Origin of the sequence: Nostoc sp. (assembly GCF_036919595.1) — a bacterium.
Taxonomy (GTDB): Bacteria; Cyanobacteriota; Cyanobacteriia; order Cyanobacteriales; family Nostocaceae; genus Nostoc.
Map to the genome: position 1 here is coordinate 15,382 of NZ_JBALCO010000105.1, position 13,513 is coordinate 28,894.

9 protein-coding genes and 2 pseudogenes are annotated in these 13,513 nt (G+C 40.6%); 8 read left to right on the forward strand and 3 right to left on the reverse strand.

Annotated elements, in window-relative coordinates; all coding sequences use genetic code 11:
- Positions 1-80: 80 nt before the first annotated feature.
- Positions 81-773, forward strand: coding sequence for a manganese catalase family protein (locus V7K21_RS16250; RefSeq protein WP_335175894.1), 693 nt, complete (start codon positions 81-83; stop codon positions 771-773).
- A 457-nt stretch (positions 774-1,230) separates the two neighbouring features.
- Positions 1,231-1,399: pseudogene (locus V7K21_RS16255) on the forward strand (DUF3891 family protein); the annotation flags it as partial.
- A 370-nt stretch (positions 1,400-1,769) separates the two neighbouring features.
- On the opposite strand, the gene psaK reads toward V7K21_RS16255, so the two are convergent.
- On the reverse strand, positions 1,770-2,030 hold the full coding sequence (gene psaK / locus V7K21_RS16260; protein WP_335175896.1) for a photosystem I reaction center subunit PsaK: 261 nt from the start codon (positions 2,028-2,030) through the stop codon (positions 1,770-1,772).
- A 929-nt stretch (positions 2,031-2,959) separates the two neighbouring features.
- On the opposite strand from psaK, the pseudogene V7K21_RS16265 reads away from it, so the two are divergent.
- Positions 2,960-4,195, forward strand: a pseudogene (locus V7K21_RS16265) (glycosyltransferase family 4 protein); the annotation flags it as partial.
- 421 nt (positions 4,196-4,616) lie between these two features.
- Positions 4,617-6,353, forward strand: coding sequence for an Rqc2 family fibronectin-binding protein (locus tag V7K21_RS16270; RefSeq protein ID WP_335175898.1), 1,737 nt, complete (start codon positions 4,617-4,619; stop codon positions 6,351-6,353).
- 891 nt (positions 6,354-7,244) lie between these two features.
- Here the strand turns inward: V7K21_RS16270 and V7K21_RS16275 are convergent.
- Positions 7,245-7,421: a hypothetical protein gene (locus V7K21_RS16275; RefSeq protein WP_335175910.1), complete on the reverse strand. Its 177-nt coding sequence runs from the start codon at positions 7,419-7,421 to the stop codon at positions 7,245-7,247.
- Here V7K21_RS16275 and V7K21_RS16280 point away from each other — a divergent pair.
- The 4 genes from V7K21_RS16280 to cls are packed head-to-tail and all read left to right on the forward strand — an operon-like array spanning position 7,384 to position 12,472.
- A complete protein-coding gene (locus V7K21_RS16280) occupies positions 7,384-9,033 on the forward strand; it encodes a DEAD/DEAH box helicase family protein (protein ID WP_335175900.1) in 1,650 nt (549 codons plus the stop codon). The two genes, V7K21_RS16275 and V7K21_RS16280, sit on opposite strands and share 38 nt — an antisense overlap.
- Positions 8,963-10,177, forward strand: coding sequence for a DUF790 family protein (locus V7K21_RS16285; protein WP_335175902.1), 1,215 nt, complete (start codon positions 8,963-8,965; stop codon positions 10,175-10,177). The genes V7K21_RS16280 and V7K21_RS16285 overlap by 71 nt, the downstream gene beginning before the upstream one ends.
- Positions 10,178-10,182: 5 nt before the next feature.
- The gene (locus V7K21_RS16290; RefSeq protein WP_335175904.1) at positions 10,183-11,028 is read left to right on the forward strand and encodes an endonuclease/exonuclease/phosphatase family protein; all 846 of its coding nucleotides are present in this window, start codon (positions 10,183-10,185) and stop codon (positions 11,026-11,028) included.
- A 1-nt stretch (position 11,029) separates the two neighbouring features.
- Complete coding sequence (cls, locus tag V7K21_RS16295) at positions 11,030-12,472, forward strand: cardiolipin synthase (RefSeq protein WP_335175906.1); 1,443 nt, start codon at positions 11,030-11,032, stop codon at positions 12,470-12,472.
- Between the two features lie 79 nt (positions 12,473-12,551).
- On the opposite strand, the gene V7K21_RS16300 is transcribed toward cls, so the two are convergent.
- Positions 12,552-13,244, reverse strand: coding sequence for a PD-(D/E)XK nuclease family protein (locus V7K21_RS16300; protein ID WP_335175908.1), 693 nt, complete (start codon positions 13,242-13,244; stop codon positions 12,552-12,554).
- Positions 13,245-13,513 lie beyond the last annotated feature (269 nt).

A 13,513-nucleotide genomic window follows, 5' to 3' on the forward strand; every position in this document is an offset into this window, starting at 1 on the left:
AAAAAACTTGAAAAATCATCACAGATAAAAAATTCAGTCGATCCATTCTGTAAGAACACTATTTTCGGAAGAATAACACTATGTTTTTTCACAAAAAAGACCCGATCCATACGGTAAAGATTAGTGAACCAAATCCTCGTTATGCTCAATTACTTCTAGAGCAGTTTGGTGGAGCTACTGGAGAACTTAGCGCAGCCCTGCAATATTGGGTTCAATCATTCCATGTTGAAAATGCTGGAATTAGAGATATGCTCCAAGATATTGCGCTCGAGGAATTCGGCCATTTAGAAATGGTTGGTAAACTCATCGAAGCTCATACCAAAGATGTGGATCAAACAGAGGCTTTTAAGAGTACTCTATTTGCAGTTAGAGGGGTGGGGCCTCATTTTCTAGATAGCCAGGGTAATACTTGGACTGCAAGTTACTTAAATGAAGGCGGAGATGTAGTACGTGATTTGAGAGCTAACATTGCAGCAGAAGCTGGTGCTCGTCAGACTTACGAAGCATTGATCAAGTTGGCAACCGACCAAGGAACCCAAGAGACATTAGTCCATCTGTTAACACGAGAAATTTCTCATACTCAGATGTTTATGAAAGCTCTAGATTCACTGGGTAAGTTGACAGAGCCATTCTTTGGTAATGTTAAGCCAGATGAAACTGTTGCTCTTTACTACAACCTATCTACAAACGGTAATGGTAAGGATGAGCGTGGGCCTTGGAATTCTGAGCCAACATTCAAATACGTTGCTGATCCGATAGAAAGTCACTCTTAATTGCATAGGCTGTAGTTAGAGTATAGGTTGATTGAGGCACAAATGTTTTTGACAGATTGTTGAAAATTCTCAATCATCCGGTGGGCAAATAGCCCATTTCATATTGCAATTATTGGGTTGTTTACCCACACCAAAGATTTTTTAGGTAGAATTAGCTATATTCAACCTATAGCAATCTTAAATCATTTTTGGACACCAAGATTCCTGGCTTCTCTAAGAAGTCGGGAATCTAAATTGAGCAGTATTTTCTAATATTATTTTTAGTACAACATGTACTGTGGATATATATATTTGCGCCATAAAGAATAGACTATCTAACACTCAATTGAGAATGGCTAAAGATATTAAGCCACACTAAAGAAGTCAGAGCGATCGCCCTTCAATATCTACATCAACATTTCTGACTTCAGAAATTAATCAAACTTAAAATCAAAACTCACAATCAGGAGATTGACTTGTGATTGTCAAGGCTACGCCAAATGGTTGGGAAGTCATTTATACATCGTGTCCATACTTTGTTAGCAGCTCAACTGGTAGGACAGTGGCGACGCCAAAATGCTCCACAAAGGTTATATGAAACGCTAGCTGCAATTTCCCATCACGATGACCTAGAAAAAAAGTGGGAACCCCTATCAAGGTGCTAAAGCGGACATTTGTTAAGAGTTAGAGTTAAGGGGGAAAAGGTTTGGAAGTGGGGTTTTCAGTATACTTTACGACTTTTAAAATATCTTCTTAAAGGGATAGCAATAGTTGCTTAATATCTGGAATAGCAAGCATTCTCAGAAAGCTCTAGAGGATAATAAGTTTCATCCAGCTAAAAAAATCTGTTACTTGCTTTTTTATTGATCCCTGCAATAGAGCCATATCTTATGATTGCACTCACTATTTAAGACATTAAAACTCAGTATTCAATAAATAAAGAGCCAGAGAACTAATTTTCTGGCTCAAAGCTGGAGACAAAAGAATCATCAAATAAAAGCTAACTTGGGTAAGAACCTAAATTCTTCCCAGGTTATGCAGCCCTAAGACAGCGCCCACTCCTAAAATATGACCAAAGGCGGTACTTGCTAAAAGAGCTGGTAAACCAAAATTACCCAGGAAATTGACTGAGGGTAGTTTTGGTTCTACGTTGGGATACTTGATGGTAAATTTGCCAATGACAATGGCAATGATATTGGCAATAATAATAATCAGTCCAACTGTCGGACTCCATTGCAGAGGTGTAGTTGCAGCAGCGAGTAAGGTTGAAGTAAACACCTGATTTGCTCCTGAAATTTATTAATGATTGAAAATATAATCTGAAACTTTCCGAAGCAAATTCCAGAAAGTACCCAATTTTGCATCAATATTTAACAGTTATTCTTACTACTTAATACAATGTGAGTTCAACGGGGTGAGTTGACTGTGGTAACTGGTCTGAACTTCAATGTGATAGGTAGACATTTTTTAGTTTTAAATTATACCAGATTATCAAATACTAAGGATAATTAATCGGGATTTATCTATACGCAGCGATTTTTATCCTCAATTATTTATTTGGCGATCGCAACGATACCTTTAAAAAATAATGTTTTTTTATACGTGTAAACTAGGTGTACTTAATTGTGTGGTCAATCTTTTAACTGGGCTAGTTGCTTACACCTACTAGTACAGTTCGCTGTAAATCCAGCTACCATCTCAATTAACTAGACAAGTTGTTTTGAGCAACTAATTAAAGGTAGGCAAATTTCTGCCACAGTCTATTAAAAAAATAAACCTTCTTTAAATATTGACCTAAAAGGTTTACCTGCTCTGCCTGTGACTGCTTTTTACAGCTGATTGCAAGTTAGTAAGCTACGTGCTTTGGTCTACAAGCCTGATAAAAAACCTTTTTTAATCCTGACTCCGACTGTAACTTCGTCGAACTCATGTCAATACATTTATCTATGGAATTTTATTGACATAAAAAAAATATAATTTTCATCTATCAAAAGTATTAGATATAACTAGAGTAATTTCATCTATCTAAAGAAATTAAATATTTATATTTGCCCTAAGAGTATACTTCTGGCAGAAGATGTAAAAAAATATTAGACATAGTAAATTAAAATCAATATTAATTAAAGTTCCTAAACAATTTAGGAAAGTGTGCTATACACGGACTTGGAATAGCCGAAAACTTTGTTAAAATCAGCACCACACAAACTATGAACTCTACCACCGAAAAACGTATTGCCTTGATTTCCGTCCACGGAGACCCGGCGATTGAAATAGGGAAAGAAGAAGCTGGGGGACAAAATGTTTATGTGCGCCATGTGGGTGAAGCACTAGCGCAGCTAGGATGGCAAGTTGATATGTTTACCCGCAAAGTGAGTCTGGAGCAAGACTCAATTGTTGAACATAATCATAATTGTCGAACTATTCGTTTAAAAGCTGGCCCCCTTGAGTTTGTGCCACGAGATGATCTTTTTGATTTTCTGCCAGAATTTGTAGATAATTTCCTCAAATTTCAAGTAAAAAATGATATTACATACCAGTTAGTTCATACTAACTATTGGCTCTCTAGTTGGGTGGGGATGGAGTTAAATAAAATCCAAAATAGTAAACAGGTTCATACCTACCACTCCTTAGGAGCAGTAAAGTATAACACTATAGAAAATATTCCTCTGATTGCAAGTGTGCGATTAGCAGTGGAAAAACAAGTTTTGGAAACAGCAGAGCGAATTGTGGCGACAAGTCCGCAAGAACAACAACATATGCGATCGCTCGTTTCCACTAAAGGCAATATTGACATCATTCCCTGCGGTACAGATATTCAGCGGTTTGGTTCGATTGCCCGAGAAGAAGCCAGATATAAATTGGGTATTGAGAAAGAAGCCAAAGTTGTATTATATGTAGGACGTTTTGACTCACGCAAAGGTATAGAAACCTTGGTGCGTGCGGTAAACGAATCTCAGTTACGGGATTCCAACAATCTCCAGCTAATTATTGGTGGTGGTAGTACTCCAGGTAACAGCGACGGGATTGAGCGCGATCGCATTGAGCAAATCGTAAACGAATTGGGGATGAGCGACTTTACCACTTTTACTGGTCGTCTCAGTCAAGATATTTTGCCAACTTATTACGCAGCTGCCGATGTTTGCGTTGTTCCAAGTCACTACGAACCCTTTGGACTCGTGGCGATCGAAGCGATGGCAAGCGGTACACCAGTTGTGGTTAGTGATGTCGGCGGACTTCAGTTTACTGTGGTTGATGAAGAAACTGGTTTATTGGCATCACCACAAGATGTAGATGCTTTTGCGTCTGCCATTGACCGAATTCTCTTAAATCCAGAATGGCGAGATGAATTAGGTAAAGCTGGTAGAAAACGCGTCGAAAGTAAGTTTAGCTGGGATGGCGTAGCAAATCAACTGAGTGAACTTTACACCCAACTATTGCAGCCACAACCAGTAGCGTCAACAGCAAAAGAACTAGTGCAGTCAACTGCCGAATTAGTGCAATCAACAGCAAAAGAACTAGTGGAGTCAACTGCCGAATTAGTTCAGTCCACAGTAAAACAGCCAGTTTTTGTTGCTAAATAATTCTCTTGTTTAACAGATAATGGTGAGTGGGTAATTCGGAAGTAAACAATTATTTTCTTTTCTTAGTCCTCAGTCACCATTACTCAATCATTTATTCTAAATATTTCTCTAGGGTGAGTGATTTCCACTATTGGTTCACTGATAGATTTATTTCTGCGTTTTTTTATTCGCAGGTACTACCAAACCAAGTAACCGTTATGATAGTTGAGGTCTGCTATGCTTTAACTAAACGAAAATAAAAGCATAGCGATCGCTACCATTAGAATGTTAACAACTAATCGCTTTGCAACCAGTTGACTTTACCACTCTCACAGCTGCTTGTAGCGAAATCCGCGCTAACTGGCTACCATCACGCTTAGAACAGGTTTACCAGCGCGATCGCTACACTATTGCTATGGCATTACGCACCCTCAAACAGCGAGATTGGCTAGAGATTTCTTGGCATCCTCAAGCTGCACATATTTGTATTGGCGATCCACCACCGCGATCGCCAGATACCTTTACCTTTAGCCAACAACTGATACACCAATTGAGTAGTTTGGCATTGGTGGCTATTGAAGCGATCGCCCCTTGGGAGCGGGTTATTGATTTGCAATTTGCCCGTCGTCCCGGAGAAAGCGCCCTATATCATGTCTATGCAGAAATTATGGGCAAGTATAGTAATGTCATTCTCACCGACGCCAGCAATATAATTATCACCGCCGCCCATCAAGTCAGTCAGCAACAATCTAGTGTCCGTCCCATCCAAACCGGACAATCTTATGAAACACCACCGAAACTAACTGGAACTGTCCCCAGTTTGAGCGAATCCCAACAACGTTGGCAAGAACGGGTAACTTTAGTGCCAGGAGCAATCAAGCGGCAATTGCTAAAAAGTTATAGTGGCTTGAGTGCGGCACTACTGGAATTAATGCTGTTAGAAGCAAATATCGCACCAGAAACATCCACTGATAGCCTCAACCCTAACGATTGGCAACGGCTATTTGAGCGCTGGCAAGAATGGCTGCAAGCCTTGGATTCCAGTAAGTTTCAACCAGCTTGGACAAAAGATGGCTACACCGTAATGGGTTGGGGTGGAGTTGAAAACGTCAAAGATATTCAGGAGTTACTTAACCGCTACTACAGTAACCAGATTAATCAACAGTTATTTTCTCAATTGCGCCATCAGTTGACTCAGAAATTGAATAATATTCTGACGAAATTACGCAATAAAGCGCAAACCTTTAAGACGCGCTTGCAGCAATCAGATCAAGCCGATGAGTATCGACAAAAAGCTGATTTATTGATGGCTCACCTGCAAAACTGGGAACCGGGGATGAAGGAAATCATCCTTGCTGATTTTGATACAAGTTTGCCAGTAGCGATCGCTCTCCAACCAGATAAAAATGCTGTCCAAAATGCCCAAAGTCTTTACAAACAGCACCAAAAGCTCAAACGCGCTCGTTCTGCTGTCGAACCGCTACTGTTGTCAGTGCAGACAGAAATTGAGTATTTAGAACAAGTAGAAGCTGCGATCGCTCAGATAGACAACTACCAAACAGCAGAAGATTTGCGAACTTTAGAAGAAATCCGCGAAGAGTTGATTGGACAAAAGTATCTAGAAGATCCAGAATACCGCAGCCGCAGTGCCAATGAAGTCCCCAGCACCAACTTTCATCGTTACCTTACCCCCAGCGGCTTTGAAGTATTAATCGGTCGCAACAATCGCCAGAATGACCAATTGACCTTTCGTGTAGCTGGCGATTATGACCTATGGTTCCACGCTCAAGAAATTCCAGGGAGCCATGTGCTACTACGTCTAGAACCGGGTGGTGTTGCAGAAGAAGCTGATTTGCAATTTGTAGCTAATCTTGCTGCATACTACAGTCGCGCCCGTCAGAGTGATCAAGTGCCAGTGGTTTACACTCAACTAAAACACGTTTACAAACCTAAAGGAGCAAAACCGGGAATTGCAATTTACAAGCAGGAGAGCATCCTCTGGGGAAAACCACAAATGGTCATCATTGGGCATAAGCCATAGGGCATTGGTTATTTCCCTCCTGCCCCCCTTCACCTCTTCCCCTATCTTCTACTTCTCTACACTACAATTTGCTGAATTATCCTGATAGATAGAGGCTTTTTAGCTTTGTTTATATCTTTTTTTGATGAATATTCAGGAAAAATCTGTGTTGGCTGTTACAATATTGTTAAGAAAAGTTGCCTGTTGCATTTTGGGAACACGCAATTGGGTTTTAACTCTCTTGAGAAGACAACACAAAAAATATTTTTCAGACCAGCTGTGGGAGGCTGGTTTTTTTGTATTTAAAGTGCCTATACATTAGTTATGGCACTCAGACTTATGATGGAACCAAGACTTGGGATACTTTTATGTCCCTGGTTGCCACGATTCGTAACAATTTTAGATTTTAGATAATAGAAGAAAGAATTGAAGAATTAAAGCCTCGACTACTTCGACGCGGCTCAGTATAAGTCCGCTCGGCTTTAACACTGAGCGCAGCCGAAGTGTTAAAAATTATTTCGGTTCATGCCCCAACGTTGCATGGGCAGAACAATTCCATTATTCAAAATTCGGCTGCCCTACACTCAATCTTGCCGGGATCAATCCAAAATCCAAAATCGTTCGACTGAGCGTAGCCGTACCACTTCTCTACGAGACGCTCCGCGAACGTGGAAGCAAGCTACGCGTAGCGTTCCGCAGGAAAGTCCAAAATCCAAAATTGGCAGATGGAGTAACTGCTTGCCCTAAATTATTGATTGAACCGATACCTTTTTGCGTTATTAGTAATCAATAGAGTGGGCATCGGGGATTAGGAAATAGGGACTAGTACCGCAAGGCGGAAGTCAAAAGTCAAAAGTCAAAAGTCACTCATGTTTTAATTTTGGGCTTTCTAGCTGTAATGAAATGGTAGGTTTATTTCCGCTGACCTGTACTAGGCACACAAGGAAGAGTTTTTCTAATCCCCAATCCCAATCCCCAATCCCCAATCCCCAATCCCCAATCCCCAATCCCCAATCCCCAATCCCCAATCCCCAATCCCCAATCCCCATAAATGGCTCGCACTCCTACATTAAATTTTGATCGTGGCACATTAATTTTGCATCCACCACCACGTGGCAAAGGTTGGATGGACTATGCTACATGGGATGATAGAGTTCAAAAATTCCGCATTCCAGCAATTAGATACCGATCGCTAGTGGAAGCACTACAAGCGGAAGATGTTAATTTTATTGATGAGGCGAAGAAATTTTATCCTGTAGATTTGGTTCCTAGTCTGGAAATGGAACCTTATCCTCACCAGACTGAGGCGCTAGCGGCTTGGAAACTGGCAGGTAGACAAGGGGTCGTTGTGCTTCCCACAGCGGCGGGAAAGACTTATTTGGCGCAAATGGCGATGCAGTCAACGCCACGCACGACGCTGATTGTAGTGCCAACTTTGGATTTAATGCATCAGTGGTATGCACATTTGGTAGCGGCTTTCCCTGATGCTGAGGTGGGATTGCTGGGAGGTGGTTCGCGCGATAGAACAGCTATTTTAGTTGCAACTTATGATAGTGCAGCAATTCACGCCGAAACGTTGGGGAATCAATATGGATTGATTGTTTTTGACGAATGTCATCATTTACCGACAGATTTTAATCGGGTGATTGCTGAATATGCGATCGCACCTTATCGACTAGGACTTTCTGCTACACCAGAACGCACTGATGGTAAACACGCTGACTTAAATATCCTCATTGGTGAAGAAGTATATCGCAAACGCGCTGAAGATTTGGCGGGGAAAGCGTTAGCAGAACATGAAATTGTCCAAATTAAGGTAAAGTTATCGCAACTTGAGCGGGAAAGATACAACCAGTTAATTCAAACCCGCAACGACTTTTTGAAGCAATCTCGGATTTCTTTAGGGAGTCTGCAAGGTTGGCAAATGTTTGTACAAATGAGTGCTAGATCGCAATCTGGACGGAGAGCTATGTTAGCGCACCGGGAAGCGAAAGATATCGCTTTGGGTACTGATGGGAAGTTGCGAATTTTGGTGAATTTATTGGCAGAACATTATCCGGCAAGAATTTTAATTTTCACTGCGGATAATGCGACGGTTTACCGCATTTCTCAAGAGTTGCTAATTCCAGCAATTACTCATCAAACTCCTGTGAAGGAACGGCATGAGATATTAACAAAGTTTCGAGAGGGTAAATATAATACTTTGGTTGCTTCTCATGTGTTGAATGAAGGTGTTGATGTGCCGGCGGCTTCTGTGGCAATTATTTTATCGGGAACTGGTTCGGCTAGGGAGTATACTCAGCGGTTGGGGAGAGTTTTACGAAAGGGGAATATTGAGAATAAGCAGGCGATTTTATATGAGGTGGTGGCGGAGGATACAAGTGAGGAGGGGACTTCGGCTAGGCGAAGAGGGGAAAGAAATAACGTAGACGCGCCAGCGGCTTCCCGTTCGCAGAGCGTCCCGAAGGGAAGGGTACCGCAGAGGCACGGAGGACGCAGAGAGGAGGAGGAGAAAGGGAAGTTACAGGTGGTGTATGGGAGTGGGAAGGAAAGGAGTTTGAAGGCTGCGGAACAGTTAGAAATTAATTATTCAACCGGAAGTTCAAAATCTAAAAACCAAAATTCAGCAGATGTTACCGACAGAGTTACTGATGCATCGCCAAAACGGGGAGGAGATTATTCCGAAGAGACTGAAAATTGATCAGAAAACTTCGGAGTTGGCGATTGAGTTAATTAATTATTTTCAATCAGCGGTGGGGAAGACTCAGGGTGTGCTTGAGCGACAACTGACTGATTTTGAAGGAGATTCTACAGATTATCGGGTGAAGCGGGGATTAGCTTATATTCTCAAAAGCAGTTTTTGCACTTTTGAAGTGGTTAGTCCTTTAGAACCACAAATGTTAAGAGAACGGGTATTTTCGTTGGCTTCAAAGTCTGTTTGTAGTCGGGAATCAACCCAAGTTACTCTTGGTAAAGTTGCTGATGAGTTAACTCAAGAACTTGAACGGGAAGTTTTACTAGAACAGGTTCGGAATGGATTATATGCTGATTTATCTGAGAATAAGATTTTGACTGTTTTTGATGCACCAACAGCGCCAGATTTGTTGAATCGATATAACTTATCTCAGGTGCAGGGTGTGTTTTATAAAGCCAGTCAACTGGTGTTAAATGCTCATCGCAATGTTCCAGGAGAATATAAGCTGTTGTTTCGCTATCTGAAGTTGTTCCAATTGATGGCTTATATTGAGGGTGATGCTGACCACGGTTTTACAATTACCATTGACGGCCCGACGAGTTTATTTAATCCTAGTACGCGTTATGGGTTAGCGATCGCTAAACTTATTCCCGCTTTACTTCACGTTACCAAATGGAGTCTTTCGTCCATTCTCCAAAGCCGCGACGCCTATACAAATACTTGGAAAACTGGACGTTTTACCCTTAATTCTGAATGTGGTTTGGTATCCCATTATCCACCAGGTAAGCCCTACGATAGTATGCTAGAAGCATCCTTTGCTGATAAGTGGGATGCGTTGAAAAGTGGTTGGGCGTTAGAGCGAGAAGTTGATTTGATCCCAATCCCCGGTAGTGTGATGATTCCTGATTTTCGCTTGGTACATTCTGATGGACGCACCTTCTTATTAGAAATTGTTGGTTATTGGCGGCCAGAATATTTACAAAAGAAGTTTTCTCAGGTGCGACGGGCTGAACGTGAGGACTTAATTTTGGCAATTTCCGAGCGCCTTAATTTAGAAAAGGCGGGAGTAAAATTAAATGATGTTCCCGCGAAAATTGTTTGGTTTAAAGATAAGTTATTGCCGAAAGCTGTGTTAGCTGTGATGGATTGATAGTGATGCCTAATATTCAAGAACACCTAAACAGTCTCGTTACGAAATTTGTTCCATTTTATAGATTTTTTCGTTTACAAGAACTCACAATTGATAAAAACAATTCCATCCAAACAGAAATTAATAGTAACTCAATTAAAGTTCTAAGTTGGAATATTGCTAAACAAAATTATAACAAAAATTGGTTAAAAGATTTTTCATCAATAATTGAGACTTACCAACCCAACGTTATATTTTTACAAGAGTTTTCTCTAAAGTTAGAAGCAGATAAATTAGAAACCTGGGTGAAAATGAATTGGAATTTTGCTCCTAACTTTGTAGATATTCATCATCAAACTTATTCTGGGATTTTCACAGCAGCTACAATCAGTCCAGTTACAAAAAAAGTTATAGCTACTAAACATTATGAGCCTATTGTTAAAACTCCTAAAATTTCTTTAGTTACAGAGTATCTGCTATCTGATAAAAGTACAACTCTCCTGACAATAAATAGTCATCTGATCAATTTTGTAGATTTAAATAAATTTAAAATACAACTAAATGAATTAGAGCTAGCGTTATCTACACATCGGGGCCCACTAATATTTTCAGGAGATTTCAATACTTGGAGTCAAAAAAGAGCAGTTATCCTCAATCAAGTAACAACTCAATTGGGATTAACGCCAGTAATTTTCGCACCTCATGAGAAAGAGAAAATTAAACGCTTCCTGTTATCACCTCCTTTAGATCATATCTTTTATCGAAATCTTAGTGTGAAGAAAGCCAGTGCTAAGGTGCTAGACCAAATTTGTTCATCCGATCATAAGCCATTGCTGGCAGAATTTACTTATATCAATCCTCAAAAAAATTAAAATGCTTGTAGATGCTGGTGTTCTAGCTATTTTTAGCACAACTACAGTTGTTGTTCATGTCGTGGGAGTTGCACATGCAGCCCATGCAGTGATGAATGTACGTTCTTCCCAAGGGGCGATCGCCTGGAGCATTTCTCTAATTACCTTTCCCTGGCTAGCTATTCCCTTGTATTGGATTTTAGGAAGAACTAAATTTCATGGATATGCTGAAACACTGCGCTCAGTCTATGCACAACACTACAACCTTATTCAGCCGATTTATAGTGAAATTATTAAATTTCAGGTTGTGCCACCAGATAATCTAGCCGAGTTGCAACCATTAGCGAAGGCTTTTACAGAAATTCCTTTCACATCAGGTAATGCTGCCGAATTACTGATTGATGGTCAGCAAACCTTTGAAGCGATGCTGAAAAAGATTGCATCGGCGACAAATTATATATTGTTCCAATTCTATACTGTTAACGATGACCAAGCTGGTAATGAGTTTAAAGAAGCATTGATTGCTAAAGCCAAGCAAGGAATAAACATCTACTTTCTCTACGATGAAATTGGTTCCAAGAAACTATCTCGCCCTTATATCCAGTCTCTAGAACAGCATGGAATTGTAGTAAGTGCATTTAATACTACCCAAGGTCAGGGTAATCGGCTCCAATATAATTTTCGCAATCATCGGAAAATTTTGGTGGTGGATGGAGAAATAGCATTTGTCGGTGGACTGAATATTGGTGACGAATATTTAGGAAAGAATCCTCGCTTGAGTCCTTGGCGCGACACTCACATGATGCTCGAAGGCCCAACTGTACAAAGCCTACAAAACTCCTTTGTGCGAGATTGGTATTGGGCGACTCGAAAACTTCTCGAAGTTAATTGGCAGGTAAAAATTAATCAAGAAACTAATCAAACTGCATTCATTCTTCCTACAGGCCCCGCAGACACGCTACCAGCTTGTAAGCTTTTTTTCGTCGAACTAATTAATCAAGCTCAAACTCACCTCTGGATTGCTAGTCCATATTTTGTGCCGGACGAGGCAACATTGTCAGCTTTAAAACTGGCAGGAATGCGAGGTGTAGATGTACGAATTCTCTTACCAAATCGACCTGATCACTTATTTGTTTATTTATGTTCCTTCTCTTACTACACCGAAATGGAAAAAATCGGGATCAAGTTGTATCGTTACAAAAATGGGTTTATGCATCAGAAAATTATAGTTATTGATGAGAAGATAGCAGGGGTAGGAACTGTTAACTTAGATAGTCGCTCTTTTTCCCTCAACTTTGAAGTTATGGGTTTTGTTACCGAGCCTCGGTTTATCCAAAGTGTGAAAAAGATGTTAGAGGATGATTTAGCTGTCTGTGTTCCTGTTGATCTTGATGAGTACGATAAAAAACCTTTTTGGTTCAAGTTAGCTGTGAGAGTATCCCGATTGCTGACTCCTTTACTTTAATTACTAATAAATGGCTATACCTTTAAATTGTGAAATTTTCATATCTGCTAAAAAACTTCTTTGCAATCCCACTCATTGACTAACTCCAAACACTTCTGCGTTCCCAAAACTGGGCGACTCTTTTTTCCCATTGCTCCCAGTAATCTTTGATGACTGCTGATTCAAACCAAAATACCTCTGCTGGCATTTCTGGAATCGCTACTACCAAGAGAGCGTGCTTTAGTTGAACGCCATAATCTCGATAATACTCGTTAGCTGCTCCTATGTACGCCGTAAGTTGCAGTGGATATTCATATAAATGCTCAATTGAGCCTTTAGGTTTATCTGCTGTTTTCCACTCGCAAATACAGGGAATACCTTGATAGCTGGCAATACAATCAACTTTGCCAGAATAGCTCAAATCATGATGAAAAACAGAGCCTTCCACAAGTCGAACTGTGTCGATTTCTTGTAAAACTGGCTTAATACTCTCCCAATAAGGGCGACTCGCTTCGGAACAAACAGGGTTTTGACCAAGGAGGTAGCGCTCAATTTGTTTGTGTGTTTGGGTTCCCCGACGACTAGCAGATGTCGTAATGCGGGTAGCTTCTTCTGTACCAACACGCGCTTTCCAGTTTAATAATCTGTCTCGGTCTGCTTGTGATTTGGTGGCATTAAGTATTGTAGTAACGCTGGGAAAGCGATTTCCCTTGGCATCTACATAATATTGTTTACCATTTTCTCTCTTGGATGTGGCATTAATCCGTGGTAGCAGTTGGGTATCAAATTGCATCAGTTGGTGTGTTGAGTTTGAGATTCCCTGAAGAAGGAAAGTGAATAAAACCTTATTCCATTGTAAGGAATGGGCCTGGGGGTAAGGGTTTGTTACAGTGGAAAATGTAACTTTTATCGGTTATTCCTTCAAATCATCCGCCTCTATCTCCTGTGGTTCTAGCTATTTTTTGCGTAGTAGTCTGTCAAGAAAGAATTGAGGGATAAAGACGCTTCAATTTGATTCGTGCATCTACGGTAGTAAATTGCCAATCAACAGTACGTGACAAA

Excerpts from the sequence above, each read along its gene's own strand:
- V7K21_RS16285 (WP_335175902.1), top strand. The coding sequence starts at position 8,963 with ATGTTACCGACAGAGTTACTGATGCATCGCCAAAACGGGGAGGAGATT.
- V7K21_RS16300 (WP_335175908.1), bottom strand. The coding sequence starts at position 13,244 with ATGCAATTTGATACCCAACTGCTACCACGGATTAATGCCACATCCAAG.
- V7K21_RS16250 (WP_335175894.1), top strand. The coding sequence starts at position 81 with ATGTTTTTTCACAAAAAAGACCCGATCCATACGGTAAAGATTAGTGAA.
- cls (WP_335175906.1), top strand. The coding sequence starts at position 11,030 with ATGCTTGTAGATGCTGGTGTTCTAGCTATTTTTAGCACAACTACAGTT.
- V7K21_RS16290 (WP_335175904.1), top strand. The coding sequence starts at position 10,183 with ATGCCTAATATTCAAGAACACCTAAACAGTCTCGTTACGAAATTTGTT.
- V7K21_RS16280 (WP_335175900.1), top strand. The coding sequence starts at position 7,384 with ATGGCTCGCACTCCTACATTAAATTTTGATCGTGGCACATTAATTTTG.